The organism is Pseudomonas sp. NPDC087358, assembly GCF_044900785.1.
In the GTDB taxonomy this organism is placed as follows: Bacteria; Pseudomonadota; Gammaproteobacteria; order Pseudomonadales; family Pseudomonadaceae; genus Aquipseudomonas.
In genome coordinates this window covers 96165-121933 of record NZ_JBJDOA010000007.1, presented here as the reverse complement: position 1 = coordinate 121933, position 25769 = coordinate 96165, and the positions used below count along the sequence as shown (strand labels likewise).

28 protein-coding genes are annotated in these 25769 nt (G+C 60.3%); 18 read left to right on the top strand and 10 right to left on the bottom strand.

The window, feature by feature from the left end:
* Positions 1-40 precede the first annotated feature (40 nt).
* Both ACI2KS_RS17675 and pyrE read right to left on the bottom strand, forming a co-directional pair.
* On the bottom strand, positions 41-655 hold the full coding sequence (locus ACI2KS_RS17675) for a DUF4124 domain-containing protein (RefSeq protein WP_404622280.1): 615 nt from the start codon (positions 653-655) through the stop codon (positions 41-43).
* A 22-nt stretch (positions 656-677) separates the two neighbouring features.
* Entirely contained in the window at positions 678-1319 is a 642-nt protein-coding gene (pyrE, locus tag ACI2KS_RS17670) for an orotate phosphoribosyltransferase (protein WP_404622279.1), read from the bottom strand.
* An 82-nt stretch (positions 1320-1401) separates the two neighbouring features.
* On the opposite strand from pyrE, the gene ACI2KS_RS17665 reads away from it, so the two are divergent.
* Complete coding sequence (locus ACI2KS_RS17665) at positions 1402-2181, top strand: exodeoxyribonuclease III (RefSeq protein ID WP_037016693.1); 780 nt, start codon at positions 1402-1404, stop codon at positions 2179-2181.
* 88 nt (positions 2182-2269) lie between these two features.
* On the opposite strand, the gene ACI2KS_RS17660 is transcribed toward ACI2KS_RS17665, so the two are convergent.
* Positions 2270-2638 carry a DUF4870 domain-containing protein gene (locus ACI2KS_RS17660; RefSeq protein ID WP_404622278.1) on the bottom strand — a complete coding sequence of 123 codons (369 nt, stop codon included), beginning with the start codon at positions 2636-2638 and terminating at the stop codon, positions 2270-2272.
* Between the two features lie 48 nt (positions 2639-2686).
* Positions 2687-3409 carry a ribonuclease PH gene (gene rph / locus ACI2KS_RS17655; protein WP_404622277.1) on the bottom strand — a complete coding sequence of 241 codons (723 nt, stop codon included), beginning with the start codon at positions 3407-3409 and terminating at the stop codon, positions 2687-2689.
* A 301-nt stretch (positions 3410-3710) separates the two neighbouring features.
* On the opposite strand from rph, the gene ACI2KS_RS17650 reads away from it, so the two are divergent.
* The 6 genes from ACI2KS_RS17650 to ACI2KS_RS17625 all read left to right on the top strand — a co-directional run bounded on the left by ACI2KS_RS17650 (position 3711) and on the right by ACI2KS_RS17625 (position 9049).
* A complete protein-coding gene (locus ACI2KS_RS17650; protein WP_404622276.1) occupies positions 3711-4574 on the top strand; it encodes a YicC/YloC family endoribonuclease in 864 nt (287 codons plus the stop codon).
* Between the two features lie 13 nt (positions 4575-4587).
* Positions 4588-5208, top strand: a complete 621-nt coding sequence (gene gmk / locus ACI2KS_RS17645) for a guanylate kinase (protein ID WP_404622501.1) — start codon at positions 4588-4590, stop codon at positions 5206-5208.
* Positions 5209-5406: 198 nt separating this feature from the next.
* Positions 5407-5670, top strand: coding sequence for a DNA-directed RNA polymerase subunit omega (rpoZ, locus tag ACI2KS_RS17640; RefSeq protein ID WP_004887180.1), 264 nt, complete (start codon positions 5407-5409; stop codon positions 5668-5670).
* A 60-nt stretch (positions 5671-5730) separates the two neighbouring features.
* Positions 5731-7839 carry a bifunctional GTP diphosphokinase/guanosine-3',5'-bis pyrophosphate 3'-pyrophosphohydrolase gene (gene spoT / locus ACI2KS_RS17635; RefSeq protein ID WP_404622275.1) on the top strand — a complete coding sequence of 703 codons (2109 nt, stop codon included), beginning with the start codon at positions 5731-5733 and terminating at the stop codon, positions 7837-7839.
* Positions 7840-7863: 24 nt separating this feature from the next.
* Entirely contained in the window at positions 7864-8244 is a 381-nt protein-coding gene (locus ACI2KS_RS17630; RefSeq protein WP_133751196.1) for a RidA family protein, read from the top strand.
* Between the two features lie 67 nt (positions 8245-8311).
* Complete coding sequence (locus ACI2KS_RS17625) at positions 8312-9049, top strand: hypothetical protein (RefSeq protein WP_404622500.1); 738 nt, start codon at positions 8312-8314, stop codon at positions 9047-9049.
* Between the two features lie 205 nt (positions 9050-9254).
* Here ACI2KS_RS17625 and ACI2KS_RS17620 read toward each other — a convergent pair whose 3' ends face one another.
* Positions 9255-10115, bottom strand: coding sequence for an SDR family oxidoreductase (locus ACI2KS_RS17620; RefSeq protein ID WP_404622274.1), 861 nt, complete (start codon positions 10113-10115; stop codon positions 9255-9257).
* 211 nt (positions 10116-10326) lie between these two features.
* On the opposite strand from ACI2KS_RS17620, the gene exbB reads away from it, so the two are divergent.
* The 6 genes from exbB (at position 10327) to ACI2KS_RS17590 (ending at position 17043) form a co-directional block, all read left to right on the top strand.
* Positions 10327-11289, top strand: coding sequence for a tonB-system energizer ExbB (gene exbB / locus ACI2KS_RS17615; RefSeq protein WP_404622273.1), 963 nt, complete (start codon positions 10327-10329; stop codon positions 11287-11289).
* A gap of 3 nt (positions 11290-11292) precedes the next feature.
* Positions 11293-11718 (top strand): TonB system transport protein ExbD, encoded by a 426-nt coding sequence (exbD, locus tag ACI2KS_RS17610; RefSeq protein ID WP_404622272.1) that lies wholly within the window; start codon positions 11293-11295, stop codon positions 11716-11718.
* The gene (locus ACI2KS_RS17605) at positions 11715-12458 is read left to right on the top strand and encodes an energy transducer TonB (RefSeq protein WP_404622271.1); all 744 of its coding nucleotides are present in this window, start codon (positions 11715-11717) and stop codon (positions 12456-12458) included. Before exbD ends, ACI2KS_RS17605 begins: the two co-directional genes overlap by 4 nt.
* Positions 12459-12549: 91 nt before the next feature.
* Complete coding sequence (locus ACI2KS_RS17600; RefSeq protein WP_404622270.1) at positions 12550-13479, top strand: hydrogen peroxide-inducible genes activator; 930 nt, start codon at positions 12550-12552, stop codon at positions 13477-13479.
* Positions 13480-13487: 8 nt separating this feature from the next.
* Positions 13488-15563, top strand: a complete 2076-nt coding sequence (gene recG, locus ACI2KS_RS17595) for an ATP-dependent DNA helicase RecG (protein WP_404622269.1) — start codon at positions 13488-13490, stop codon at positions 15561-15563.
* An 85-nt stretch (positions 15564-15648) separates the two neighbouring features.
* Positions 15649-17043 carry an HDOD domain-containing protein gene (locus tag ACI2KS_RS17590; RefSeq protein ID WP_404622268.1) on the top strand — a complete coding sequence of 465 codons (1395 nt, stop codon included), beginning with the start codon at positions 15649-15651 and terminating at the stop codon, positions 17041-17043.
* A 118-nt stretch (positions 17044-17161) separates the two neighbouring features.
* Here the strand turns inward: ACI2KS_RS17590 and ACI2KS_RS17585 are convergent, their stop codons facing one another.
* The 4 genes from ACI2KS_RS17585 to ACI2KS_RS17570 all read right to left on the bottom strand — a co-directional run bounded on the left by ACI2KS_RS17585 (position 17162) and on the right by ACI2KS_RS17570 (position 19732).
* Positions 17162-17539 carry an SCP2 sterol-binding domain-containing protein gene (locus ACI2KS_RS17585; protein ID WP_404622267.1) on the bottom strand — a complete coding sequence of 126 codons (378 nt, stop codon included), beginning with the start codon at positions 17537-17539 and terminating at the stop codon, positions 17162-17164.
* A 326-nt stretch (positions 17540-17865) separates the two neighbouring features.
* A complete protein-coding gene (locus ACI2KS_RS17580) occupies positions 17866-18192 on the bottom strand; it encodes an HU family DNA-binding protein (protein WP_404622266.1) in 327 nt (108 codons plus the stop codon).
* A gap of 189 nt (positions 18193-18381) precedes the next feature.
* Positions 18382-19530, bottom strand: a complete 1149-nt coding sequence (locus ACI2KS_RS17575) for an NAD(P)/FAD-dependent oxidoreductase (RefSeq protein WP_404622265.1) — start codon at positions 19528-19530, stop codon at positions 18382-18384.
* 34 nt (positions 19531-19564) lie between these two features.
* Positions 19565-19732 carry a rubredoxin gene (locus tag ACI2KS_RS17570; RefSeq protein ID WP_002555879.1) on the bottom strand — a complete coding sequence of 56 codons (168 nt, stop codon included), beginning with the start codon at positions 19730-19732 and terminating at the stop codon, positions 19565-19567.
* A 204-nt stretch (positions 19733-19936) separates the two neighbouring features.
* On the opposite strand from ACI2KS_RS17570, the gene ACI2KS_RS17565 reads away from it, so the two are divergent.
* Positions 19937-20512: a chorismate--pyruvate lyase family protein gene (locus tag ACI2KS_RS17565; RefSeq protein ID WP_404622264.1), complete on the top strand. Its 576-nt coding sequence runs from the start codon at positions 19937-19939 to the stop codon at positions 20510-20512.
* The gene (gene ubiA / locus ACI2KS_RS17560) at positions 20512-21402 is read left to right on the top strand and encodes a 4-hydroxybenzoate octaprenyltransferase (protein ID WP_404622263.1); all 891 of its coding nucleotides are present in this window, start codon (positions 20512-20514) and stop codon (positions 21400-21402) included. The genes ACI2KS_RS17565 and ubiA overlap by 1 nt, the downstream gene beginning before the upstream one ends.
* A 36-nt stretch (positions 21403-21438) precedes the next feature.
* On the opposite strand, the gene ACI2KS_RS17555 is transcribed toward ubiA, so the two are convergent.
* The gene (locus ACI2KS_RS17555; RefSeq protein ID WP_404622262.1) at positions 21439-21819 is read right to left on the bottom strand and encodes a hypothetical protein; all 381 of its coding nucleotides are present in this window, start codon (positions 21817-21819) and stop codon (positions 21439-21441) included.
* A gap of 170 nt (positions 21820-21989) precedes the next feature.
* Here ACI2KS_RS17555 and phoB point away from each other — a divergent pair, with 170 nt between their 5' ends.
* The 3 genes from phoB to ACI2KS_RS17540 all read left to right on the top strand — a co-directional run bounded on the left by phoB (position 21990) and on the right by ACI2KS_RS17540 (position 25500).
* On the top strand, positions 21990-22679 hold the full coding sequence (gene phoB, locus ACI2KS_RS17550) for a phosphate regulon transcriptional regulator PhoB (protein WP_404622261.1): 690 nt from the start codon (positions 21990-21992) through the stop codon (positions 22677-22679).
* A gap of 80 nt (positions 22680-22759) precedes the next feature.
* On the top strand, positions 22760-24061 hold the full coding sequence (gene phoR, locus ACI2KS_RS17545) for a phosphate regulon sensor histidine kinase PhoR (RefSeq protein ID WP_404622260.1): 1302 nt from the start codon (positions 22760-22762) through the stop codon (positions 24059-24061).
* Between the two features lie 98 nt (positions 24062-24159).
* Complete coding sequence (locus ACI2KS_RS17540) at positions 24160-25500, top strand: hemolysin family protein (protein ID WP_404622259.1); 1341 nt, start codon at positions 24160-24162, stop codon at positions 25498-25500.
* The last annotated feature ends 269 nt before the right edge of the window (positions 25501-25769 follow it).

Below are 25769 nucleotides of genomic sequence, written 5' to 3'. Positions count from 1 at the left end.
CGTCGGCGCAAACCGGCGGGGCCTTTTCGTTACTGGCCGATCATTGCGAGAGCAATTGCTGCAACCGCGCGCGATCTTGAGCAAAGTCGGCGTCAGCCTGCTGCCGGGCCGTCTGATAGCGCAGGATATCGACCTTGAGGTTCTGCTGCTGGTCACGCACATCGTTCATCTGATCGATCAGGCTCTGCGGCACTGCCCGCCCGGCGCGCTCCTGATCTGCGGCCTGGGTCTGCAGCGCGCCCTGCTGGGTGGTCAGGCCTTGAATGTTGCCCTGAGCCACCGAAATCAGCGCGTCGAGCTCAGCCAGCTTGCGAGCACGGGCACGATCAATGTCAGTCAGGCTGCCATACAGGTGGGTGAGCTGCGCGTCGGCGTCGGCCTGAACCTTGGCCGCCTGCGCAGCTGCCTGAGCCTGACGGGCCTGCTCGGCTGTCGGTGCAGGCGGCACGACCTGAATCACGCGACCACGCTGATTCAACACCTCGTATCCCTTGCCCGAGTATTCCGCCGGCACGCCCTGGCGATCCAGCACCGTCACCCCGCGGCTATCGGTGTAGCGATAGAACACGATGCCCGGGCTATCGTCGGCCTGAACGCTGGCTACGCAGCCCACACCCAACACCCAACAAAGACCTACTGTGCCCAGCTTGAGCATAAAAACGAGATCCTTTGACGACTCAGACGCCGTACTGAGCCCGGTACGCTTCGACGGCGGGTAGATGTTGCTTGAGCTGAGGATCGTCAGCCAGGAACTCAAGGACCTGGTTCAACGAAACGATACTCACCACCGGGATGCCGAAGTCGCGCTCGACCTCTTGAATGGCAGAAAGCGCACCGTTGCCCCGCTCCTGGCGATTCAAGGCAATAAGCACGCCAGCCGCGCTCGCGCCCTGGGCTGCGATGATCTGCATGACTTCGCGAATCGCCGTGCCTGCAGTGATCACGTCATCGATGATCAGCACCTGGCCGGTCAGCGGAGCACCCACCAGACTGCCGCCTTCGCCATGCGCCTTGGCTTCCTTGCGGTTGAAACACCACGGCAGATCAAGGTTGTGATGATCAGCCAAAGCCACGGCCGTCGCGGCCGCCAGGGGAATTCCCTTATAAGCGGGCCCGAACAGAACATCGAAGGCAATGCCGCTTTCAACGACCGCAGCGGCATAGAACTTACCCAGTTGGGCAAGTGCCGATCCACTGTTGAACAGGCCGGCATTGAAGAAGTAAGGACTGGTGCGTCCCGACTTCAAAGTGAACTCACCGAAGCGCAGAACCCCGCGATCGATGGCAAAACGAATGAAATCGCGCTGATACGCCTGCATGAAAAAAGCCCCGAATACCACGGATTTAGCTAATTAGGTAGAGCTCGGGTATCATACACGCACGTGATTTTTGGGGCCATTTATGCGGATCATCAGTGTGAACGTTAATGGTATTCAGGCTGCAGTCGAGCGTGGTTTGCTCAGTTGGCTGCAAGCCCAGAATGCCGACGTCATCTGCCTTCAGGACACCCGCGCCTCCGCCTTTGAACTGGACGACCCAGCCTTCCAACTGGACGGCTACTTCCTATATGCCTGCGATGCCGAAGTTCCAGCCCAGGGTGGCGTGGCACTTTACTCGCGGCTGCAACCAAAGGCGGTCATCAACGGTCTGGGCTTTGAAACAGCCGATCGGTACGGGCGATACCTGCAAGCGGATTTCGACAAAGTCAGTATCGCAACTTTGCTGCTTCCTTCCGGGATGAACGGCGATGAGGACTTGAACCAGAAGTTCAAGCTCATGGACGACTTTGGCAAATACCTGGACAAGCAGCGGCGCAAACGTCGTGAGTACATTTATTGTGGCTCGCTCTACGTTGCGCAGCAGAAGCTGGATATCAAAAACTGGCGCGACAGCCAGCAATCTCCAGGCTTCCTGGCGCCCGAGCGTGCCTGGATGGACGAGATTGTCGGCAATATGGGTTATGTCGATGCCCTGCGCGAAGTCAGCCGCGAAGGCGACCAGTACAGCTGGTGGCCGGATAACGAACAGGCTGAGATGCTCAATCTGGGCTGGCGGTTCGACTATCAACTGCTGACCCCGGGCCTGCGCCGTTTCGTACGCAGCGCTCGCCTTCCTCGCCAGCCGCGCTTCTCGCAACATGCGCCGCTGATCGTGGATTACGACTGGACGTTGACCATCTGACGCCCCGTTGCCCAAAAAAAAGCCGACGTGAAGTCGGCTTTTGTTTGTCCGGTATTCCCCGGCTCCTACAGATGCAGCCCATTCGAAATCACTTGATCAGCCGCCAGGTAAACGGATAACGATAAGCGATGCCGTCGTTAACCTTCACTCCAGCGATGATCGTCAGCACCAGGGCGCCAATCCCTACCAGCATCAACAGCGGGAAGCCAATGACGATGACCATCAGCAAAAAGCAGATCATTGCCGCGATGGCGACGGTAATCTGAAAATTCAGCGCTTCCTTGCCCTGCGCATCGATGAACGGATCAACTTCCTTCTTGAGTTGCCAGACGATCAGCGGCCCAAGCAGATTGCCGAAAGGGAAGATCAGGCCGAAAAACGCCGCGAAATGGCACATCATGGCCCATTGACGGACTTCCTTGCTCGGCACGGGTAGCGGTGGCTGACTATCGATCATCGTGCAATCCCTGTTCTGATGGTTTGAAGCAAATCGTGCAAGCAGTGCTCAGTCGGCCAATGCCGCCTGCTGCAATTCGAATATCTCGTTCATGCCTTTCTGCGCCAGCGCCAGCATCGCATTCAGTTCTTCTGGCTGGAACGGTGCGCCTTCGGCAGTACCTTGGACTTCGATGAAACCGCCCGCGCTGGTCATGACCACGTTAAGGTCGGTCTCGGCGGCAGAATCCTCAAGATAGTCCAGATCCAGTACCGGCTCGCCCTGATACATGCCTACCGACACTGCAGCGATCATCTGCTTGAGCGGGTCGCCAGCCTTCAGGCCGCCACGCTTCTTGATGGTCTTCAGTGCATCGACCAGCGCGACCATGGCGCCTGTGATCGACGCGGTACGGGTCCCGCCATCAGCCTGGATCACGTCGCAATCGACGTACAGGGTGACGTCGCCCAGCTTGGACATGTCCAGCGCGGCGCGCAGCGAGCGGCCGATCAGGCGCTGAATTTCCAGCGTTCGGCCACCCTGCTTGCCGCGACTGGCTTCGCGCTGGTTACGCTCACCGGTCGCACGCGGCAACATGCCGTACTCGGCAGTCAGCCAGCCTTGGCCCTGACCCTTGAGGAAGCGCGGTACGCCGTTCTCGACGCTGACGGTGCAGATCACCTTGGTGTCGCCGAACTCGACCAGCACAGAACCCTCGGCGTGCTTGGTGTAGTTGCGGGTAATGCGGATCGAGCGGAGCTGATCGGCAGCGCGACCACTTGGACGTTTCATCTGGGATACCTGTACTGAGACGGAAAACTGACGAGCATTATAGAGGCGCAAGCCCATGGTTGGGACATCTTCTGAACCATCAATGACCACTGGCGCTCGCACCGTCTCACAAAATGGCGGCCTCGGCAGGCTGAACGTCGGCACGCCGCACCCACTGCGACATCGCCACATTTGGGGGCACACCCCGCACTGAGCTACAATCTTGCGCCTTTATAGCCTGTCGTTTCTTCACGACATCCATCCGGGCAAAACATCGCTCGTGTACAGGCTATTTCACGCCTGACTTATAGAGGTACTTCCCATGGTGCACAGCATGACGGCTTTCGCCCGCGCCGAACAAGCCGGCACACAGGGCACGCTGAGCTGGGAATTGCGCTCGGTCAACCACCGCTATCTTGAACCGCACCTGCGCTTGCCCGAATCTTTCCGCGACCTGGAAGGCGCCGTGCGTGAAGCCCTGCGTCAGGGTTTGTCCCGGGGCAAGATCGAGTGCACCCTGCGCTTCACCGAAGAATCGGCTGGCAAACCGCTGCAGGTTGATCGTGAGCGCGCCAGCCAACTGGTAGCCGCCGCAGAGATCGTTGCCAGCCTGATCAAGCAACCGGCCGCGCTCAACCCGCTGGAAGTGCTGGCCTGGCCGGGCGTTCTGGTGGCCGACGCGTCCGATCCGCAAGCGCTGAACAATGACGCCCTTGCCCTCTTCAACCAGGCGCTGGAAGAATTGAAAGCCGGCCGCGCCCGCGAAGGCGCAGATCTGGCCAGACTTCTCGACGAACGGCTTGTCTCGATCAAGACCGAAGTCGCTACCCTGCGCACCCTGGTGCCGCAGATGCTCGCCACCCAGCGTCAGAAGGTGCTCGACCGCTTCGCCGACATGAAGGCTGAGCTCGATCCGCAGCGCCTGGAACAGGAAATGGTTCTGCTGGCGCAGAAGAGCGATGTCGCCGAAGAGCTGGACCGCCTGAGCACCCACGTCACTGAAGTGCGCCGTGTGCTCAAGGCCGGCGGGCAAGCCGGGCGCCGGCTGGACTTCCTGATGCAGGAGCTCAACCGCGAAGCCAACACACTGGGCTCCAAAGCCTTCGATCCTCGCAGCACCCAAGCCGCGGTCAACCTCAAGGTGTTGATCGAGCAGATGCGCGAACAAGTGCAGAACATTGAGTAAGGCCAACCCCGACATGACCCACAGCACCGGCACCCTGTACATCATTTCCGCCCCTTCGGGCGCGGGCAAGACCAGCCTGGTCAAGGCCCTGATCGATGCCCAGCCGCAGATTCGCGTCTCCGTTTCCCATACCACCCGCGCCATGCGTCCCGGCGAAGTGGATGGCGTGAATTACCACTTCGTCGATCGCACAGAATTTGTGCGAATGATCGAGCACGGGGATTTCCTGGAGCAGGCCGAGGTATTCGGCAATCTGTATGGCACTTCACAAAGCCGTCTGCAGCAGACCCTGGACGAAGGCCATGACCTGATTCTGGAAATCGACTGGCAGGGTGCCGAGCAAGTGCGCAAGCTGCTGCCTGATGCTCGCTCGATCTTCATCCTGCCGCCCACTCAGCAGGCGCTTCGTCAAAGATTGACCAATCGCGGCCAGGACAGCGACGAGATCATCGAAGGCCGCATGCGTGAAGCGGTCAGCGAAATGAGCCACTACGTCGAATACGACTACATCGTCATCAACGACGATTTTGCGACCGCGCTGGAAGACCTCAAGGCAATCTTTCGCGCCAACCTGCTCAGCCAGGAACACCAGCAACAACGCTTCAGCCAGCTGCTCAGGCAACTGCTGGCGTAAGGCCCCAAATGCCCCCCTGGAGCGGTCCGGCTTGCCGGCGGTGGTGTCCTCATGATCGCTGCCGCCGGCGACCCGGACGGCTACAAGATGGGCGCCTTTGAAATCAGCGCTTCCCTAAACGCTGGTGATTTTTTAAACTACCGAGTCCGCTCGCCCATCCGGGCAACGCGCATACCGCATTTGCTACGAGGAATACCCATGGCCCGCGTGACCGTTGAAGACTGCCTGGAACATGTAGATAACCGCTTTGAGCTGGTCATGCTCGCCACCAAACGCTCGCGTCAACTGGCGACCGGCGGCAAAGAGCCAAAGCTGGCCTGGGAAAACGACAAGCCTACCGTGGTTGCCCTGCGCGAAATCGCAGCTGGCCTGATGGATTACGCGGTCATTGCAGAAGCCGAAATCGTTGAAGATGAACCACTGTTCGCAGCGTTCGAGGACGAGTCCAACGAGGCCGTCTAAGCCTATGCCCGGTCGACGTAGCAAAGCGCAGGGTTACCGCCATCGGCAAGGAGTTGCATCTTGCCGAGCATAGACGCCCTCGCAGATCGCCTGTCGACCTACCTCGGCAAAGACCAGGTCAACCTGGTTCGCCGAGCGTATTTCTATGCCGAACAAGCCCACGACGGTCAACGCCGTCGAAGCGGCGAAGCCTACGTCACGCACCCGCTGGCGGTGGCCAATATCCTTGCCGACATGCACATGGACCATCAGAGCCTGATGGCTGCGATGCTGCATGACGTTATTGAAGACACCGGGATTGCCAAGGAAGCGCTCTGTGCGCAGTTCGGCGAAACCGTGGCCGAACTGGTCGATGGCGTCAGCAAGCTGACCCAGATGAACTTCGAGACCAAGGCCGAAGCGCAGGCCGAGAATTTCCAAAAGATGGCCATGGCCATGGCGCGCGACATTCGCGTGATCCTGGTCAAGCTCGCCGACCGCCTGCACAACATGCGCACCCTGGAAGTGCTGTCCGGCGAAAAACGCCGACGCATCGCCAAGGAAACCCTCGAAATCTACGCCCCCATCGCCAATCGTCTTGGTATGCACAGCGTGCGTATCGAATTCGAAGACCTGGGTTTCAAGGCCATGTACCCGATGCGTTCCTCGCGCATCGGTCAGGCGGTCAAGCGCGCTCGTGGCAATCGCAAAGAACTGGTCAACAAGATCGAGGAGTCGCTGAGCCACTGCCTGGCCGTGGACGGCATCGAAGGCGAAGTCAGCGGGCGGCAGAAACACCTCTACGGCATCTACAAGAAGATGCGCGGCAAGCGTCGGGCCTTCAACGAGATCATGGACGTCTACGCGTTCCGGATCATCGTCGACAAGGTCGACACTTGTTATCGCGTGCTGGGCGCTGTACATAATTTGTACAAACCGCTGCCCGGACGCTTCAAGGATTACATCGCGATTCCTAAAGCCAACGGCTATCAGTCGTTGCATACCACGCTGTTCGGCATGCATGGCGTGCCCATCGAAATCCAGATTCGTACCCGCGAGATGGAAGAGATGGCGAACAACGGCATCGCTGCGCACTGGCTGTACAAGTCTTCGGGTGACGAGCAGCCCAAGGGCACCCATGCACGCGCCCGGCAGTGGGTCAAAGGCGTGTTGGAGATGCAGCAACGCGCCGGCAACTCGCTGGAATTCATCGAAAGCGTAAAAATCGACCTGTTCCCCGACGAAGTTTACGTATTCACCCCCAAAGGCCGGATCATGGAGCTGCCCAAGGGCTCCACCGCCGTGGACTTTGCGTACGCAGTACATACCGACGTCGGCAACAGTTGCATTGCCTGCCGGATCAATCGCCGATTGGCACCTTTGTCCGAACCCCTGCAGAGCGGCTCGACCGTGGAGATCGTCAGTGCGCCAGGCGCACGGCCGAATCCGGCCTGGCTCAACTTCGTGGTCACCGGCAAGGCACGCACTCACATTCGCCACGCGCTCAAGCTGCAACGGCGTTCGGAGTCCATCAACCTGGGCGAGCGCTTGCTGAACAAGGTCCTCAACGGCTTCGACAGCAGTCTTGAAAAAGTCCCGAACGAGCGCCTGCAACTGATCCTCGCCGAGTATCGGGTCGAGGTCATCGAAGACCTCCTCGAGGACATCGGCCTGGGCAATCGCATGGCCTACGTTGTCGCCCGCCGCTTGTTGGCCAGCGAAGGTGAAGAGCTGCCCAGCGCCGAAGGCCCGCTGGCCATTCGCGGCACCGAGGGCCTGGTCCTCAGCTATGCCAAATGTTGTACGCCCATCCCTGGAGACCCGATCGTCGGCCATTTGTCCGCAGGCAAAGGCATGGTCGTGCATCTGGACAACTGCCGGAACATCAGCGAGATCCGCCACAACCCGGAAAAATGCATCCAGCTTTCCTGGGCCAAGGACGTCACCGGCGAATTCAATGTCGAGCTGCGCGTTGAACTGGAACACCAGCGCGGGCTCATCGCGCTGCTGGCCAGCAGCGTCAACGCGGCCGACGGCAACATCGAAAAAATCAGCATGGACGAGCGCGATGGTCGTATCAGCGTGGTCCAACTGGTGGTCAGCGTGCACGACCGCGTGCATCTGGCCCGAGTGATCAAGAAACTGCGCGCCCTGACCGGGGTCATCCGCATCACCCGCATGCGCGCGTAGCCAAACCGCCAACAGGAGTTCTTCATGAGCAAGACCGTTATCTCCAGCGACAAAGCCCCTGCCGCCATCGGCACCTATTCTCAGGCGATCAAAGCTGGCAATACCGTCTACATGTCCGGCCAGATCCCGCTGGATCCGAAAACCATGGAACTGGTCGAGGGTTTCGAAGCCCAGACCACCCAGGTCTTCGAGAACCTCAAGGCAGTGGCTGAAGCCGCCGGCGGCTCGTTCAAGGACATCGTCAAGCTGAACATCTTCCTGACGGACCTGAGCCACTTCGCCAAGGTCAACGAAATCATGGGCAAGTACTTCGAGCAACCGTACCCGGCTCGCGCTGCCATCGGCGTCGCAGCCCTGCCACGTGGCGCCCAGGTCGAAATGGACGCAGTGCTGGTCATCGAGTAAATCCCCCGCGGAGCGTACACAAACGCTCCGCCACCCTCTCAGAGCAAAGGAAGGACTCCGCATGCATATGCGCGTCGCGTTCGCCCTCTCGCTGTTGGCCGCGCTATTGAGCGGTTGCGCCAGCCATTCCAACAAGACCCCTGACGGCATCTGGATCAACCAGGCGGCCATCAACGCGGCGGCCGAAGGTGGCAACCTGCGCCAGTCGCTGCTGGCCTATGGACCGACACTGGAATGGAACATCAACACCGCCGCGGGCCAGGCCACGTCCTACAATGGCTTTGAACTGACCGAGGGCAAGGTCGCCAAGGATCCTGACGGTTCGTGGAAGGTGAATGTCTATGGCAGCGCATCCGACGAGCTGAAGCTCAAAGGTGATGAACTGGTGCAGGGCGCCAGCGATTCCGGTCCGGAACAGCATTTCCGCGCCGCAAAAGAAACAGTCCCGGCAGGTGCGCCACCGGGCACCAGCTTCGAGCGCGCGCTCTACACCGCTTACCTGGGCGGTAAATGGACCATCGTCAATGGCGACGGACAGGGCAGTGTCGTCGAGTTTCAACCAGATGGCAGCGTCAGCGGGCTCCCCGGCAACGATCGTTATGCGTTGTGTCTGGCTGGCGATTGCGCGGCCATGAGCGGCGAATACGACAGCATGTGGCTGGAAAAGAGCGAGCGCGGCAATCCGTGGGTGTTTGTCCGCCAAGGTAAACAGCTGGAGATCTTCCAGGCGGTCAACAACGCTCAAGCGACCGAAATGCCGGACCTGCGTCCCGGCGAACGGCATTGGGTGTTGGAGAAGAATTGATATTGCAGCTGGCAAATCGAGCTTCTGCCCGAAAGACGTGGGAGCTCGGCTTGCCAGCGACCTGCCGGGAACCGGCAGCAACGCGATGAACTCAATTGCACCTGATACTACCGGCATGACCGACTTAACTGCCGGTCCCGGCAAATCGTCAGCAAGCTAGACTCCTACGGCCTCCGGCCACAATCAAAAGCAGACCCATCTGGATTCAACCTGGGTTGGCAACCAACAACGCCTCATACCCCTCTTTATAACTGGCATAGCGCGGCAACCAGCCAAGCCCTTTGGCTCTGGCATTGCTGCACCGCTTGCTGCCGGCGCGTCGCACGCTGTGCTCGTCGGACCACTGCGTCACACCCAGCCGTTCGCGCATCCACGCCACCACCTCGGACAAAGGTGCTGGCGCATCATCGACGCCGATATAGCAGTCGTCCAGATGCACACCACGCGCATCAGCCTTTAGCAGAAACGCCAACAAGCCCGCGGCGTCGTCGGCATGTATGCGGTTGCCGTATAAGGGAGGGTCGATGGCCACGCTGTAACCCTGACGAACACGCTTCATCAGGTCGCTGCGCCCTGGCCCATAGATGCCGGTAAGCCTGACGATACTGGCTGGCAAGGCGCTGCCAAGCGCCAGCTGCTCCGCCTCACGCATGACCTGCCCGGAAAACCCGCTGGCCTGCGCTGGCGACGTCTCGTCGACCCATTCGCCTTCCTGCTGGCCATACACACTGCTGCTGGAGACGAATAGCAGCCGCTTCGGTCTTTGCCCGCTGCGCTGCGTCCACGCCAGCACATGGCGCAGCCCTTCGACATACGCGGTACGGTAGCCAGCTTCGTCGCGCACCGTGGGAGTCGCGCAATACACCAGATAATCGATTTGCCCTTCTGGCCACTGGACAGGTACACGCGGATCGAACAGGTCGGCGCTGATGCCCTGGACCCCTTCGGGCAGCTTCGCCACATTGCGACGCAGGCCGTAAACCGTCCAGTCTTCAGGCAACAGCTGTGAGGCCAGACGCCCTCCGATGTCGCCACATCCAGCAATCAAAACAGATGGCGCTGCCATGACCGATCTCCCTAAAAAGTACGTTGGAGCCAATGAATCCGGCGTCTAAAGCGACCACCGGAATGGGATCGCAGGAAAAAAAGATACTCTATTACTTTTGTTAACAAGAATTACTTGCAATAATGATCGCCCTTTGTTCTCCTCCGCTCGCTTCGCGCGAACGTGACGCATTAAGAACGAACACCTATTTTTCATCTCAGGTCGGGCCAGCATGACACCTAATCAATCCCCCGCTTCGTCAGTCAAGTCAACAGGTCTGCCACGGGTAGGACGCGCTATCGCGGCTATGCTGCTCAGCCTGATGCTGACCCCTGTCGCGCTCGCCGATTCCAGCGCTCCCGCGCAACCCCAGACCACGCAATCGACGGCTCCGGCCGTCACTCCTGTGGACCCCGCTGCACCGGCTGTACAGGACGCCGCCCCGGTAGACGCACCGCAGGCCATCGCCGAAGACAACAGCCTCGGGATGTCCCACGATCTGTCGCCGTGGGGCATGTACAAGAATGCCGACATCGTCGTCAAGGCCGTGATGATCGGCCTGGCCATCGCCTCGATCATTACCTGGACCATCTGGATCGCCAAAGGCTTCGAGCTACTAGGCGCCAAACGCCGGCTGCGGGGCGAAATCGCCGCGCTCAAGCGTGCCCGCACCCTGGACGAAGCCAGTGCCAGCGCCAAGAAAGAAGGCACGCTGGCGAATCTGCTCGTCCACGATGCTCTGGAAGAGATGCGCCTGTCGGTCAACAGCCGTGAGCGTGAAGGGATCAAGGAGCGTGTCAGCTTCCGTCTCGAGCGCCTGGTCGCCGCCTGCGGCCGTAACATGAGCATGGGCACTGGCATACTCGCCACCATCGGCTCTACCGCGCCCTTCGTCGGCTTGTTCGGTACGGTATGGGGCATCATGAACAGCTTCATCGGCATCGCCAAAACCCAGACCACCAACCTCGCTGTGGTTGCTCCCGGCATTGCCGAAGCGCTGCTGGCGACCGCCCTGGGGCTCGTCGCCGCCATCCCTGCGGTGGTTATCTACAACGTCTTTGCCCGCTCCATTGCCGGCTACAAGGCGCAAGTGTCCGACGCTTCGGCGCAGGTTCTGTTGCTGGTCAGCCGCGACCTGGATCACCAGCCAGTCGCCGAGCGTAGCCCGCAGCCGCACATGGTTAAAATGGGGTAAACCATGGGCCTGCATCTGAATGAAGGTGGCGACGATCTCGCCGAGAACCACGAAATCAACGTCACGCCGTTCATCGACGTCATGTTGGTACTGCTGATCATCTTTATGGTGGCAGCACCTCTGGCCACGGTAGACATCAAAGTCGACCTGCCTGCGTCCACGGCCAAACCGGCGCCCCGCCCCGAGAAGCCAGTCTTCCTCAGCGTGAAGGCGGATCAGAGCCTGTACCTGGGTGACGAAAAAGTCGCACGCGAGCAGATCGGTCCGATTCTGGATGCCAGGACCAAAGGCAAGAAAGACACGACGATCTTCTTCCAGGCCGACAAAGGCGTGGACTACGGCGACCTCATGGAAGTCATGAATGCCTTGCGCGGCGCCGGCTACCTGAAGGTCGGCCTGGTGGGTCTTGAGACGGTTGGTAAGAAATGATCAATACGCGCCAAAAACTGACGCGCTATAGCGGTAGTCTGTTGTTGGTGCTGGCGGTACACGCCGTTGCGATTATTCTCGCACTGCGCTGGCCCGCCTCGCAGGCCATCGAGCTGCCGCCGGCAGCGATGATGGTCGAGCTGGCACCCTTGCCGGAACCCGCTCCGCCACCACCACCGAAAGTGGTTCAGCCGCCGCAGCCCCCGGCACCGGAAGAGCAGCTGCCGATTCCGCCTGTCGCTGAAGCGCCAAAACCGGAAATCGCCATTCCCAAGCCGGTCAAGCCCAAGCCCAAACCCCAGCCGCCCAAGCCGGTGAAAAAGGTTGAGCCGCCCAAAGAAGAGAAGCCTGCCGATGAAAAGCCGGTAGACACTCCACCGTCGACTGCCAAGCCTGAAAAATCAGCCGCACCGGAGCAGGCACCGCCGGCCCCACCGAGCACCGCACTGCCAAGCTGGCAAGGCGATCTGCTGCGTCACTTGAGCAAGTTCAAGCGTTATCCGGAGGACGCCCGTCGTCGCGGCATGCAAGGCATCAACCGTCTGCGCTTCGTGGTGGATGGCGAAGGTCGGGTACTGTCCTATGAAATCGCAGGCGGCTCGGGCAGCGCGGCGCTGGACAGGGCTACGCTGGAGATGATCCGCCGCGCCCAGCCATTGCCCAAGCCTCCGGCCGAATTGCTCAACAATGGCACGCTGGAAGTCGTGGCACCCTTCGTTTATTCCCTGGATAAACGCTGAAAAGCTGATTTTGTGATAACAGAGGTTCTGATAACGTGCGTCTATCGATTGCACCCGCTATGCTGGGGCCGCAACTTCATGGACGCACGCTATGACCCTCACAGAATTGCGCTATATCGTAACCCTCGCTCAAGAGCAGCATTTCGGCCATGCGGCCGAGCGCTGTCATGTCAGCCAGCCGACGCTGTCGGTGGGCGTCAAGAAGCTGGAAGATGAACTCGGTGTGCTGATTTTCGAGCGCAGCAAGAGTGCGGTACGTCTTACGCCGGTTGGCGAGGGCATCGTGGCTCAGGCGCAAAAGGTGCTCGAGCAGGCTCAAGGCATCCGTGAACTCGCCCAGACCGGCAAGAACCAACTGACCGCTCCGCTGAAAGTCGGTGCGATCTACACCGTCGGCCCTTACCTGTTCCCGCATCTGATTCCGCAACTGCACCGGGTCGCCCCGCAAATGCCGTTGTACATCGAAGAGAACTTCACCCACGTGCTGCGCGACAAGCTGCGCAACGGTGAGCTCGACGCGATCATCATCGCCCTGCCGTTCAACGAAGCCGACGTACTGACCATGTCCTTGTACGACGAGCCGTTCTACGTGCTGATGCCGGCCGATCATCCATGGACGCAGAAATCCACCATCGATGCCGCAGCGCTGAACGACAAAAGCCTGCTGCTGCTAGGCGAAGGCCACTGCTTCCGCGATCAGGTGCTCGAAGCCTGCCCGACCCTGGTCAAGGGCGGTGACAGCGCCAAGCACACCACCGTCGAATCCAGTTCGCTGGAAACCATCCGGCACATGGTCGCCTCGGGGCTGGGCATCTCGATCCTGCCCATGTCGGCAGTCGACAGTCACCATTACGCGCCCGGCATCATCGAGGTTCGCCCGCTGTCGCCGCCCGTGCCGTTCCGCACGGTCGCCATCGCCTGGCGCGCAAGCTTCCCACGCCCGAAAGCCATTGAGATCCTCGCCGACTCGATTCGTCTGTGCTCCGTCGCTCGCCCTAAAGCCCAGGCAAAAGCGAGTTAAGTGGCGGTATGACTGAGCTGTCCCACGTCTCGGTGACGGCGCTCAAGGGCGTCGGCGAGGCCATGGCCGAAAAGCTGGCGAAGGTCGGACTGGAAAATATCCAGGACGTACTGTTCCATCTGCCGCTGCGTTATCAGGACCGCACCCGCGTCGTGCCGATCGGCGCACTGCGGCCCGGGCAGGATGCGGTGATCGAGGGTGTGGTCAGCGGTACCGATGTGGTCATGGGCAAGCGGCGCAGTCTGCTGGTGCGTCTGGGTGACGGGACTGGCGTGCTCAGCCTGCGCTTTTACCACTTCAGTAATGCGCAGAAAGACGGCCTCAAGCGCGGCACCCATGTACGTTGCTATGGAGAAGCCCGGCCGGGGGCTTCGGGGCTTGAGATCTACCACCCTGAATATCGTGCAATTACCGGCGAAGAGCACGTTGCGGTAGAGCAGACGCTCACGCCGATCTATCCGAGCACCGAAGGCCTGACGCAGCAGCGGTTGCGCCAGCTGTGCCAGCAGAGCCTGGGCATGCTGGGACCAAAAAGCCTGCCCGACTGGCTACCCGACGAGCTGGCGCGGGACTACCAGCTGGCGCCGCTGGCTGACGCCATCCATTATTTGCACAACCCGCCCGCCGATGCCGATGTCGAAGAACTCGCCCTGGGTCATCACTGGGCGCAGCACCGATTGGCGTTCGAAGAGCTGCTGACTCACCAGCTGTCCCAACAACGCCTTCGTGAGAGCCTGCGCTCGCAGCGTGCGCCCGCCCTGGCGCCGGCAAAACGTCTGCCTAGGCAATTCCTGGCCAACCTGGGGTTTCCCCCCACCGGCGCCCAGCAACGGGTCGGCAATGAAATCGCCTACGATCTCAGCCAACAAGAGCCGATGCTGCGGCTGATTCAGGGTGACGTCGGCGCCGGCAAGACCGTTGTGGCGGCACTTGCGGCCCTGCAGGCACTTGAGGCGGGCTATCAGGTCGCACTGATGGCACCCACCGAGATTCTCGCCGAGCAACATTTTCTTAACTTCACCCGCTGGCTGGAGCCACTGGGCATCGAAACCGCCTGGCTTGCGGGCAAGCTCAAGGGTAAGGCTCGGGCAGCGTCGCTGGAACAGATTGCCAACGGCGCGCCAATGGTTGTCGGTACGCACGCGCTGTTCCAAAACGAGGTGCAATTCAAGAATCTTGCGCTGGTCATCATCGACGAGCAGCACCGCTTCGGCGTGCAGCAGCGGCTGGCGTTGCGCAAAAAGGGCGTTGGTGGCCTGATGTGTCCACATCAGTTGATCATGACCGCGACCCCCATTCCGCGCACGCTGGCGATGAGCGCCTACGCAGACCTCGACACCTCGATCCTCGACGAATTGCCGCCGGGCCGCACACCGGTCAACACCGTATTGGTGGCTGACAGCCGCCGTATTGAAGTTGTCGAGCGCGTGCGTAATGCCTGCGCCGAAGGCCGTCAGGCGTATTGGGTGTGCACCTTGATCGAAGAGTCCGAAGAGCTGACCTGCCAGGCAGCCGAGACCACATTCGAAGAACTCACCAGCGCCCTGGGTGAGCTCAAGGTAGGGCTGATTCACGGCCGCATGAAGCCTGCGGAGAAAGCGGCGGTTATGGCCGAGTTCAAACAGGGCAATCTGCAATTGCTCGTGGCCACGACGGTGATCGAGGTGGGCGTGGACGTACCCAACGCCAGCCTGATGATTATCGAGAATCCCGAGCGGCTGGGACTGGCGCAGTTGCACCAGTTGAGAGGCCGGGTCGGACGTGGCAGTGCTGCCAGTCACTGCGTGCTGTTGTACCATCCACCGTTGTCGCAGATCGGCAAACAGCGACTGGGTATCATGCGCGAGACCAACGACGGGTTTGTGATTGCCGAAAAGGACCTCGAACTTCGAGGGCCTGGCGAGATGCTTGGCACTCGACAGACAGGCCTGCTGCAATTCAAAGTTGCCGACCTGATGCGCGATGCTGACCTGCTGCCGGCAGTCAGGGACGCAGCCGGAGCCCTACTGGAGCGATGGCCGCAACATGTCAGCCCGCTGCTGGAGCGCTGGTTGCGCCACGGACAGCAATACGGGCAAGTGTGAAGCAGTCAGCATTAAGAACGTGTCTCACCTATATAACAACTAAGCTGGTTATACTTCAGCAATTGTAGGAATCTGGATACAGGCCATGACAGAAGTTGCCCACATCGAAGCAACCCAACACGCCCCCTCTGTCATCCGGCAGCTGCTTGGCAAAGCTGACATCAGCTACCGGGAAGTCAAGGACGACGAAACGCTCCCAGCTGCGCAGAAAGTCCAGGCCATTCTGGTCCATGACTCTGTTGGCGCGCTGCTGATCCTGTTTCCGCAAAGCCTGTTGCTGGACCTCAATCGCATCACCGAACTGACCGGGCGCAAGCTGACCGCCGTGTCGCAGGAGCATCTGGACCAGATGCTTGGCAGAAACAAACTGCTGACCCTGCCCGCGCTTCCGGCGCTGACAAGCTCGCCGTGCCTGTATGACGAACGCGTGCTGCAGGAAGAGACGGTGCTGATCGATTCGGGCGAACCGGGGTTGTTGCTGGAAATCATGCGCGACGACTTCAAGGCGCTCTTGAGCAAAGCCAGCGCTGCCCGCTTCGGTGAGGAAGTGGCTTCGGTACAACCGAATCTCACTCGCCCTGACGACGACCGCGAGGAAATCACCAAGGCGGTGCAGAACTTCACCGCGCGACGCATCCAGCAGCGTCTGGAAGCGACCGTGGAGATCCCGCCACTGGCCGATACCGCTCAGAAAATCATCAAGCTGCGTGTCGATCCGAACGCCACCATCGATGACATCACCGGCGTCGTGGAAACCGATCCGGCGCTCGCTGCGCAAGTGGTCAGCTGGGCTGCATCGCCGTATTACGGCTCTGCTGGCAAGATTCGCTCCGTGGAAGACGCGATCGTTCGGGTACTGGGCTTCGATCTGGTGATCAACCTGGCTTTGGGCCTGGCGCTGGGCAAGACGCTGGAGTTGCCCAAGGATCATCCGCAACACGCGACACCGTACTGGCAGCAATCGATCTACACCGCCGCGGTGATTGAAGGCCTCACCCGTGCCATGCCACGTGCCAAACGTCCTGAAAGTGGCCTGACCTACCTGGCCGGTCTGCTGCACAACTTCGGCTACTTGCTGCTGGCGCACGTGTTTCCGCCGCACTTTTCGCTGATCTGCCGGCAGATCGAGGTCAATCCCCACCTGCACCACAGTTATGTAGAACAGCATCTGCTGGGCATTACCCGCGAGCAAATCGGCTCCTGGCTGATGCGCAACTGGGACATGCCTGAAGAGCTGGCCACCGCGCTGCGCTTCCAGCATGACCCGCATTACGACGGCGACCACAGCGCTTACGCCAACCTGGTATGCCTGGCGGTACGTCTGCTGCGCAAGGAAGGGATAGGCTCAGGCCCGATGGAAAGCATCCCGGATGAGCTGTTCGAGCGGCTGGAACTGCCGCGGGAAAAAGCCCAGGACGTGGTGCACAAGGTGCTGGAAGCCGAAGTGATGCTGCGCGAACTGGCTTCGCAGTTCAATTGACTGATCGGTTGTTGCACAAATCATGCTCGGGTGCGCACCGCACCTGTAGCAGTCCGGCTTGCCGGCGGTAGCGAATCACCCACGCCACCAAGCCGGACTGCTACAGGGTATTCAACAATTAAGCTTTCTTCTTCCTGGGCTTCAGATACTTCGTCAGCCCCTGAAACCACATCACCAGCCCGGTGTTGCCGACTACCTGAATGCTTTTGTCCTGAATGCCTTGCATGAACGCCAGTTGCTTGTTGCTGGCCTGCATCGTGGCGAAGCCGTAGGCGGCATCCTTGAACGAAATGGCGAACGCCGGCTCGGCCACGGTACCGGCACGGCTGCTGATGCGCTGGTCACGCACCCGAAAATGCCGGGCAACCTTGCCATCGGACGTTTGCAGCTGAAAGGTCAGGTCCTTGCCAGCCAGTTGCTGCTGGAAAGCGGGATTGTTGCGACTGGCACGGGCCATCAACAGGCCCAGCATCCAGAGAAGAAAACGAAATTTCATGTTCTACGCCTCATGCGATCAGCTGCGAATAGCGCAACGATCGGCAGTGTAGCGAGCTTGCGGGCGCTGTGAGCGAGCAGAACCTGCCGGTCGCAAAGTGGCGCAGCAGACAGTTGCCGTGGGCGTTGACCGCTCGGCAGGAGCGTCACGGTTGGCCGATGCTCGCGATCCTGGGGCCGCTACCACCGGCAAACCGGACCGCTACAGCAGATTTGCGCGACCGTAACGAAGCTGTTCTCGGTCAAACATCAGCCCATAAAAAATGGGCAGCCAACTGATTGGCCTGCCCATTCGTGCACCGTTCGCCTTCCGCAAGGCGTCCAGCCCTATTTTTTCTTCGCTGACGATGTCTTTGCCGGAGCGGGCGCTTTGCCTGTCTCTTCGTTGACGCTGTCTTTCAAGAATTTGCCCGGCTTGAATGCAACCGTGTTGCTCGCCTTGATTTTCACCGGCTCACCGGTCTGTGGGTTCTTGCCCGTGCGTGCGCCGCGATGACGTTGCAGGAAGGTGCCGAAGCCTACCAGCGTCACACTGTCCTTTCTGTGCAAGGCACCGGTGATTTCCTCAAGGACGGCATTGAGTACGCGACTGGCTTGTTCTTTGGTGAGATCTGCTTTTTCAGCAATAGCGGCTGCGAGGTCTGGTTTACGCATATGAAGCCTCTTTTACGGTTTTTTGTTTTTATGTTCCCGTGCTGCCCATTCGGGCAGCGAGCAGGTGCCGCGACGGCTCTACGTAGCGGCAGACCGGAATGAGGATGGCATGCTGCCGAAGTCGGCGCCAGTGCGGCAGACACGTTTGTATCAACAAAAACGTGGCTTATCCGACAGAACGACAGGTATTTAGGCCAACAGGTGCGGCAAGGCCTTGTTGAGCGCCAGTTTGTCCATGACGGCGGCTCCGGTCAGGGCGTAACCCAGCAGGTTGCCGTCTGCATCGCGACACAGCGCCTTGATGTCTGCGCCCTGCCCTTCAACGCTCCAGACGCCTTCCAGGCCCTTGGGAACAGGGGACACCACCAAGGGGCAGACGGGCGTTTTCACAGTCACCGGCATCGGCCCGTATTTAACCGCAGTGGGCGTCCCCGCGAGGGTTTGCGCCAGTGCCCGGGCACAACTCATCAAGGGCATCACGTACAACAGATTCAAGCCGTCGACCTCGGCGCAGTCACCCAGCGCGTAAATATTGGCGTGGGAGGTCTGAAGGTGCCGATCAACCACCACGCCACGTCCTGTTTCCAGGCCTGCGGCAGCGGCCAGATCGACCCGTGGTCGCAAGCCAATGGCCGATACCACCAGATCACAGCGCAGCACCTCGCCATCGGACAGGTGAGCTTCGAGGCCCTCGTCGACACGGGACAGCGTGCTCAGCACCGGCCCCAGATGAAACCGCGCGCCAAGGCCCTCCAGCCCGGCCTGCACCGCCGCCGCTGCCGAAGGATGCAGCAAGGTAGGCATGACCTGTTCGCAAGGCGCTACCAGGTCGACTTCGTGGCCGCCCAGGATCAGGTCATTGGCAAACTCGCAACCAATCAGACCCGCACCCAGGATAAGCACCCGACGCTTGCCCGCCGCCGCTGCACGAAAGCGTGCGTAGTCTTCCAGATCATTGATCGGGAAGATCGCCTCGCTCGCATCCCCCTGCACCGGCACCTGAATGGTCTGCGCCCCCAAGGCCAGGATCAGGTCGCGGTAGTGAACCGACTCCTCCCCTATCCACAGGCGCTTGTGGCCCGGGTCGATGCCGCTTATGCGAGTGTGAGTGCGCACCTGCGCGTTCAGTTGCTCGGCCATCGCGCCCGGCTCGGCCATGCTCAGGCCGTCCGCCTCCTTGTTCTTGCCGAAGCCGGTTGAGAGCATCGGCTTGGAGTAGGAGCGGCCGTCATCGGCGGTGATCAGCAAAAGCGGCGTCTGGCTATCGAGCTTGCGAAATTCGCGAGCCAGGTTGTAGCCGGCAAGGCCGGTACCGACGATCACCACAGGTGCGTTCATTCGTTTCTCCTGAATCAGATAAGGGAATCGCGGATCAGCCGATTTCAATCATTTCAAAATCCATCTTGCCCACGCCGCAATCGGGGCACAGCCAGTCTTCAGGCACGTCTTGCCAGAGGGTGCCAGGCGCGATGCCGTCATCGGGCCAACCATCGGCTTCGTTGTAAATCAGGCCACAGACAATGCATTGCCACTTTTTCATCGATCGGTTCTCTCGGTTCTCAGGCTATACGGGCCCAGACGTTCGGCGGTCGTCGTGCGCTTTTTTCGAATGGGTCTGGGCGTTTTACTGATCGCGGGGCAATGACGCAAGTTTCATCTGGTCTCACGCCGTTGCCCAGGCGTCGGCCCGCTTGCTCAATCATGCTAAGCTCGCCGCCTCGATTGCTGCCAATAATTGCTCACTGTGATCCAGCAAAATCCTGCATATCCGACGCCCGAATGGCAGTCGCGCGATCAATTGATCGATACGCCCGGGCCTGTAGTGCTTGAGTGGCTATTCCACGAAGATTCCCTGACCCGCCGCCTGACCCGGCTTTCCGACGATGGCTTCAGCGTCATGCCGTTGTCCGAAGGCTGGCAACCGTTGCGCGTCGATGAGTGCCGCGCCTTGCAGTTGCCTGAAGGCAGCGAAGGCTGGGTGCGTGAGGTGTATCTGCTCGGGCACGGCGAAAAGTGGGTGTTCGCCCGCAGCGTGGCCGGCCGCGCCGCCCTGGAGCACGATGGTTTGCATATGGATGAGCTGGGCACCCGGTCACTGGGCGAGTTGCTGTTCAGTGATCAGGCATTTGCCCGGGGGCCCTTGCAGATCTGCCGCTATCCCGGCGCATGGCTGCCTGAGACCGACGCCTGCGAAGGGCTCTGGGGTCGTCGCTCATGCTTTACCCGTGGACCGCTGAGCATCCTGGTCGCCGAGGTGTTCTTACCCATTGTCTGGCGCACCATCGACACCGTCGCCTCGACCCATAAGGAGCGCCACTGATGTACCTGTCGCTGCTCAAGTCCCTCAACCGCCTGCACCCGCGCGCCTGGGATTTCGTTCAACTGACCCGCATCGACAAGCCGATCGGCATTTATCTGCTGCTGTGGCCGACACTGTGGGCGCTGTGGATCGCAGGCAAGGGCTCGCCGTCGCTGGGCAATCTGCTGATTTTCGTGATCGGCGTGTTTCTGATGCGCGCCGCGGGGTGCGTGATCAACGACTTCGCCGACCGCAAGGTCGATGGCCACGTCAAACGTACCGAACAGCGCCCGTTGGTGAGCGGCAAGGTTACATCCAGGGAAGCATTGATTCTGTTCGCGGTGCTGGTGGGACTCAGCTTCGGGCTGGTACTGCTGACCAATTCAACGACCATCTGGCTATCGTTCGGCGGGCTGGCGCTGGCCGCCTGCTATCCGTTCATGAAGCGCTACACCTATTACCCGCAGGTGGTGCTGGGCGCCGCGTTCTCGTGGGGCATGCCCATGGCGTTCACCGCTCAGACCGGCGACCTGCCGGCTGCCGCGTGGTTGTTGTACATCGCCAATCTGCTCTGGACCGTAGGTTATGACACCTATTACGCGATGACTGACCGGGAAGACGACCTGAAGATCGGCGTGAAATCCACCGCCGTGTTGTTCGGCGATGCGGACCGGGTGATCATTCTTACCCTTCAGTGCCTGGCGCTGTTGTGTCTGATGCTGGCAGGGTCACGCTTCGAACTGGGGCTGTATTTCTTCCTCGGCCTGCTGGTTGCCGCCGGGTGCTTTGCCTGGGAGTTCTGGTCGACACGCGACAGAGACCCGCAAGCCTGCTTCAAGGCCTTTTTGCACAACCATTGGGCGGGGCTGGCGATCTTTGTCGGGATCGTGTTGGACTACGCGCTGCGCTGACCGTCAAACGACCAGCGCAGGCCAGGGGCTGTTGGATCAGTGTTTGGCGCCCGCCAGGTGCCAGACGCCGCCCTTGCCGTCGCCGGTCTTTTCGCCCGGTTGGTCACTCTTGAAGGTGTACAGCGGCTTGCCGTCGTATGCCCACTGCATCTTGCCGTCGTCACGCTTGACCATGGACCACTTGCCGGACGCCTTGGCATCGGCGGGAGCCATCATCGGCGGCCAGTTCGATGCACATTGGTCGTTGCACATGGATTTGCCACCGGCATCCTTGTCGAAGGTATACAGCGCCATGCCTTGATGATCGACCATCATGTCGCCCTTCATCATTGCCGGGTCAGCCGCGAACGCCATGCCCGCAGAGGCCAGCGCCGCAGCCGCCAGCATGCCCATGAGTGCGGAAGAAATCTTAGCCATCAGATGTATCCTTTTTTGTATTGGTTGTTTGGACATTTCTTGTAGGACAAGGCCTCAAGCTTAGCTCTAGACCGGGTATTACGCCCGCACGGAACTAACCTGTCACACGACTGCAATAATTCCGTTATCTAATGCGCCCCAAGACAGTTAAATGACATGAGGTTCGAGGCATGGTTGGCAGGAGCATTCTGATCGTCGATGACGAAGCGCCGATTCGCGAGATGATCGCCGTCGCACTGGAAATGGCCGGCTATGACTGCATGGAGGCAGAGAATTCTCAGCAAGCCCACGCCGTCATCGTCGATCGCAAGCCCGACCTCATCCTGCTCGACTGGATGCTGCCCGGCACCTCAGGCATCGAGCTGGCGCGTCGGCTCAAGCGTGATGAGCTGACCGGGGATATCCCGATCATCATGCTGACCGCCAAAGGCGAGGAGGACAACAAGATCCAGGGCCTTGAAGTTGGCGCCGACGACTACATCACCAAACCGTTCTCACCCCGTGAGCTGGTGGCGCGCCTCAAGGCCGTGCTGCGACGGGCCGGGCCCAACGACGGTGAGTCACCGATCGAAGTCGGTGGGCTGCTCCTGGACCCGATCAGCCACCGCGTCACCATCGACGGCAAGCCGGCAGAAATGGGGCCAACCGAATACCGCCTGTTGCAATTCTTCATGACCCACCAGGAGCGCGCCTACACCCGCGGCCAGTTGCTTGATCAGGTCTGGGGCGGCAATGTCTACGTTGAGGAGCGCACCGTGGACGTTCACATTCGTCGACTGCGCAAAGCGCTCGGCGAGGCCTACGAAAATCTGGTACAAACCGTCCGCGGTACGGGCTACCGCTTCTCCACCAAGAGCTGAAACAGCTGACACAGGCCGACTTTCATTGAGGGCCTGTCTGGGGGCGACTCTGCCGATCGCTCATGACAAGGACGCGTTAATTGAACCAAAACTGGCATGGCACCCTGATCCGCCACCTGCTGCTGCTGGTCACGGCGTCGCTGCTGGCCGGCCTGATCAGCGGGCATTACGGCGGGTGCCTGGCCATCGGCCTGGGGCTGTACCTGGCCTGGACCCTCAAGCAACTGCTACGCCTGCATGAATGGCTGCGTCATCACAAGCCGGATGAGCCCCCTCCCGACGGCTACGGGCTGTGGGGCGAAGTTTTCGACAGCATCTATCACCTGCAGCGCCGCGATCAGCGGGTGCGCGGGCGGCTGCAGGCGGTTATCGATCGGGTTCAGGAGTCCACGGCCGCGCTCAAGGACGCCGTGATCATGCTCGACAGCGATGGCAACCTGGAGTGGTGGAACCGCGCCGCGGAAACCCTGCTGGGCCTCAAGACGCCTCAGGACAGCGGGCAGCCGGTGACCAATCTGGTGCGGCACCCGCGCTTCAAGGAGTACTTCGAGCAGGCCAACTATGCCGAACCGCTGGAAATCCCCTCACCGATCAACGATCGCTTGCGCATCCAGATGCTGATCACGCGCTACGGCAATAACGAACACCTGATGCTGGTGCGCGATGTCACTCGTATCCACCAGCTGGAACAGATGCGCAAAGACTTTGTGGCCAACGTCTCCCATGAACTGCGCACCCCGCTGACCGTCATCTGCGGGTATCTGGAAACGCTGCTCGATAACGTCGAGGAAGTGAACCCGCGCTGGGTCCGGGCATTGCAGCAAATGCAACAGCAAGGTGCGCGCATGCAAACGCTGCTCAACGACCTGCTGTTGCTGGCCAAGCTCGAGGCCACCGATTATCCGTCGGACAACCAGCCCATCGCGGTGCCCGGGCTGCTGCAGAGCATCAAGAACGACGCCCAGGCGCTGTCGGGGGCGAAAAACCAGAAGATCACCCTGGACCTTGAAAGTGACGTGAGCCTCAAGGGCAGCGAGGCAGAACTGCGCAGTGCGTTTTCCAACCTGATTTTCAATGCGGTGAAGTACACGCCGGCCGAGGGCCAGATTCGTATCCGTTGGTGGGCTGATGGACGCGGCGCGCATCTGAGCGTGCAGGACTCAGGCATCGGCATCGACAGTAAACACATTCCGCGTCTGACCGAACGTTTCTACCGGGTCGATTCAAGTCGCGCATCCAATACCGGTGGCACCGGGCTGGGCCTGGCGATCGTCAAACACGTGCTGTTGCGCCATCGCGGCACGCTGGAAATCAATAGCGTGCCGGGCAAAGGCAGCGTGTTCATCTGCAACTTCGCGCCAATCCAGATGACCAAGGCCTAGCAAAGCATCGGGATACTCGCTAAATTGCGCCTCTTATGCCCTCCATTTGAGAGGGCTTATTTCATCCTTTTTCAAAACGGAACCTGCAAAACCCCATCATGGACCCTTCCCCTGGTATTAGCCTGGCTTCAATTTTCGCCGACTTCGGCATGATTCTCTTCGCAATGATTCTGGTCCTGCTCAACGGTTTTTTCGTTGCCGCAGAGTTTGCCATGGTCAAGTTGCGCTCCACTCGCGTGGAGTCCATCGCCGACAAGAACGGCTGGCGCGGCCGCATCCTGCGTACGGTTCATAGCCAGCTCGACGCCTATCTTTCGGCGTGTCAGCTGGGTATCACCCTCGCCTCCCTGGGCCTGGGCTGGGTCGGTGAACCGGCATTCGCGCACCTGCTGGCGCCGCTGCTCGAAGCGGTCGGCGTGCAATCGCCTGAAGTGGTCAAGGGCGTGTCGTTCTTCTCCGCCTTCTTCATCATTTCCTACCTGCACATCGTCGTCGGCGAACTGGCACCCAAATCCTGGGCGATTCGCAAGCCTGAGCTGTTGTCGCTGTGGACCGCGGTTCCGCTGTACCTCTTCTACTGGGCCATGTACCCGGCGATCTATCTGCTCAACGCCAGCGCCAACGGCATACTGCGCGTTGCCGGCCAGGGTGAGCCCGGCCCGCATCATGAGCATCACTACAGCCGCGAAGAGCTCAAGCTGATCCTGCACTCCAGCCGAGGTCAGGACCCCAGCGACCAGGGCATGCGCGTATTGGCGTCTGCGGTGGAGATGGGCGAACTGGAGGTGGTGGACTGGGCCAATTCCCGGGAGGACCTGGTCACTCTGGACTTCAATGCGCCGCTCAAGGAAATCCTGGCGCTGTTCCGTCGTCACAAATTCAGCCGCTATCCGGTGTACGACGCCGAGCGCAACGAATTCGTCGGCCTGCTGCATATCAAGGATTTGCTGCTGGAACTGGCGGCGCTGGATCACATTCCCGAATCGTTCAACCTGGCCGAGTTGACGCGCCCACTGGAGCGTGTGTCCAAGCACATGCCCTTATCGCGCCTGCTGGAGCAGTTTCGTCAGGGCGGAGCGCACTTCGCGCTGGTCGAGGAGGCCGACGGCAAGGTAATCGGCTACCTGACCATGGAAGACGTGCTCGAAGTCCTGGTCGGCGACATTCAGGACGAACACCGCAAGGCCGAACGCGGCATCCTCGCCTATCAACCCGGCAAACTGTTGGTACGCGGTGACACGCCGCTGTTCAAGGTCGAGCGCCTGCTGGGGATCGACCTGGACCACGTCGAAGCCGAGACCCTGGCCGGCCTGATCTACGACAGCCTCAAGCGCGTGCCTGAGGAAGAGGAAGTCATGGAAGTCGAAGGCCTGCGCATCATCATCAAGAAGATGAAAGGCCCGAAAATCGTGCTGGCGAAGGTGCTGAAGCTGGATTGATGGACCGTCTGACCAGAATCGCTTTTGATTCTGGTCGTAGCCCTAGGAGTCCAGCTTGCTGACGATTGAGTGCGAAGCGCTCAAACCAGACGGCTCCATTCATACAGAAAGAATGCATTTGCAGGTTTTGCTGCCGGCTTCCGGCAGCTCGTCAGCTCGTCAGCAAGCTGGACTCCCACGGCCTCCGGCCAGAAGCGAAGCCAGCATGGCTGGACTCTTGATTCCGGTCTCCAGCCAGAAGCGGTTTTGCGCCCACTCCCATACTCGTT

Excerpts from the sequence above, each read along its gene's own strand:
- gmk (WP_404622501.1), top strand. The coding sequence starts at position 4,588 with ATGACCCACAGCACCGGCACCCTGTACATCATTTCCGCCCCTTCGGGC.
- ACI2KS_RS17570 (WP_002555879.1), bottom strand. The coding sequence starts at position 19,732 with ATGAAAAAGTGGCAATGCATTGTCTGTGGCCTGATTTACAACGAAGCC.
- ubiA (WP_404622263.1), top strand. The coding sequence starts at position 20,512 with ATGTACCTGTCGCTGCTCAAGTCCCTCAACCGCCTGCACCCGCGCGCC.
- recG (WP_404622269.1), top strand. The coding sequence starts at position 13,488 with ATGACTGAGCTGTCCCACGTCTCGGTGACGGCGCTCAAGGGCGTCGGC.
- ACI2KS_RS17625 (WP_404622500.1), top strand. The coding sequence starts at position 8,312 with ATGCGCGTCGCGTTCGCCCTCTCGCTGTTGGCCGCGCTATTGAGCGGT.
- ACI2KS_RS17580 (WP_404622266.1), bottom strand. The coding sequence starts at position 18,192 with ATGCGTAAACCAGACCTCGCAGCCGCTATTGCTGAAAAAGCAGATCTC.
- ACI2KS_RS17575 (WP_404622265.1), bottom strand. The coding sequence starts at position 19,530 with ATGAACGCACCTGTGGTGATCGTCGGTACCGGCCTTGCCGGCTACAAC.
- ACI2KS_RS17600 (WP_404622270.1), top strand. The coding sequence starts at position 12,550 with ATGACCCTCACAGAATTGCGCTATATCGTAACCCTCGCTCAAGAGCAG.
- phoB (WP_404622261.1), top strand. The coding sequence starts at position 21,990 with ATGGTTGGCAGGAGCATTCTGATCGTCGATGACGAAGCGCCGATTCGC.
- ACI2KS_RS17650 (WP_404622276.1), top strand. The coding sequence starts at position 3,711 with ATGGTGCACAGCATGACGGCTTTCGCCCGCGCCGAACAAGCCGGCACA.
- rpoZ (WP_004887180.1), top strand. The coding sequence starts at position 5,407 with ATGGCCCGCGTGACCGTTGAAGACTGCCTGGAACATGTAGATAACCGC.
- ACI2KS_RS17585 (WP_404622267.1), bottom strand. The coding sequence starts at position 17,539 with ATGAAATTTCGTTTTCTTCTCTGGATGCTGGGCCTGTTGATGGCCCGT.
- ACI2KS_RS17555 (WP_404622262.1), bottom strand. The coding sequence starts at position 21,819 with ATGGCTAAGATTTCTTCCGCACTCATGGGCATGCTGGCGGCTGCGGCG.
- ACI2KS_RS17660 (WP_404622278.1), bottom strand. The coding sequence starts at position 2,638 with ATGATCGATAGTCAGCCACCGCTACCCGTGCCGAGCAAGGAAGTCCGT.
- ACI2KS_RS17540 (WP_404622259.1), top strand. The coding sequence starts at position 24,160 with ATGGACCCTTCCCCTGGTATTAGCCTGGCTTCAATTTTCGCCGACTTC.
- ACI2KS_RS17620 (WP_404622274.1), bottom strand. The coding sequence starts at position 10,115 with ATGGCAGCGCCATCTGTTTTGATTGCTGGATGTGGCGACATCGGAGGG.
- rph (WP_404622277.1), bottom strand. The coding sequence starts at position 3,409 with ATGAAACGTCCAAGTGGTCGCGCTGCCGATCAGCTCCGCTCGATCCGC.
- ACI2KS_RS17675 (WP_404622280.1), bottom strand. The coding sequence starts at position 655 with ATGCTCAAGCTGGGCACAGTAGGTCTTTGTTGGGTGTTGGGTGTGGGC.
- ACI2KS_RS17665 (WP_037016693.1), top strand. The coding sequence starts at position 1,402 with ATGCGGATCATCAGTGTGAACGTTAATGGTATTCAGGCTGCAGTCGAG.
- ACI2KS_RS17605 (WP_404622271.1), top strand. The coding sequence starts at position 11,715 with ATGATCAATACGCGCCAAAAACTGACGCGCTATAGCGGTAGTCTGTTG.
- ACI2KS_RS17590 (WP_404622268.1), top strand. The coding sequence starts at position 15,649 with ATGACAGAAGTTGCCCACATCGAAGCAACCCAACACGCCCCCTCTGTC.
- pyrE (WP_404622279.1), bottom strand. The coding sequence starts at position 1,319 with ATGCAGGCGTATCAGCGCGATTTCATTCGTTTTGCCATCGATCGCGGG.
- ACI2KS_RS17630 (WP_133751196.1), top strand. The coding sequence starts at position 7,864 with ATGAGCAAGACCGTTATCTCCAGCGACAAAGCCCCTGCCGCCATCGGC.
- exbB (WP_404622273.1), top strand. The coding sequence starts at position 10,327 with ATGACACCTAATCAATCCCCCGCTTCGTCAGTCAAGTCAACAGGTCTG.
- exbD (WP_404622272.1), top strand. The coding sequence starts at position 11,293 with ATGGGCCTGCATCTGAATGAAGGTGGCGACGATCTCGCCGAGAACCAC.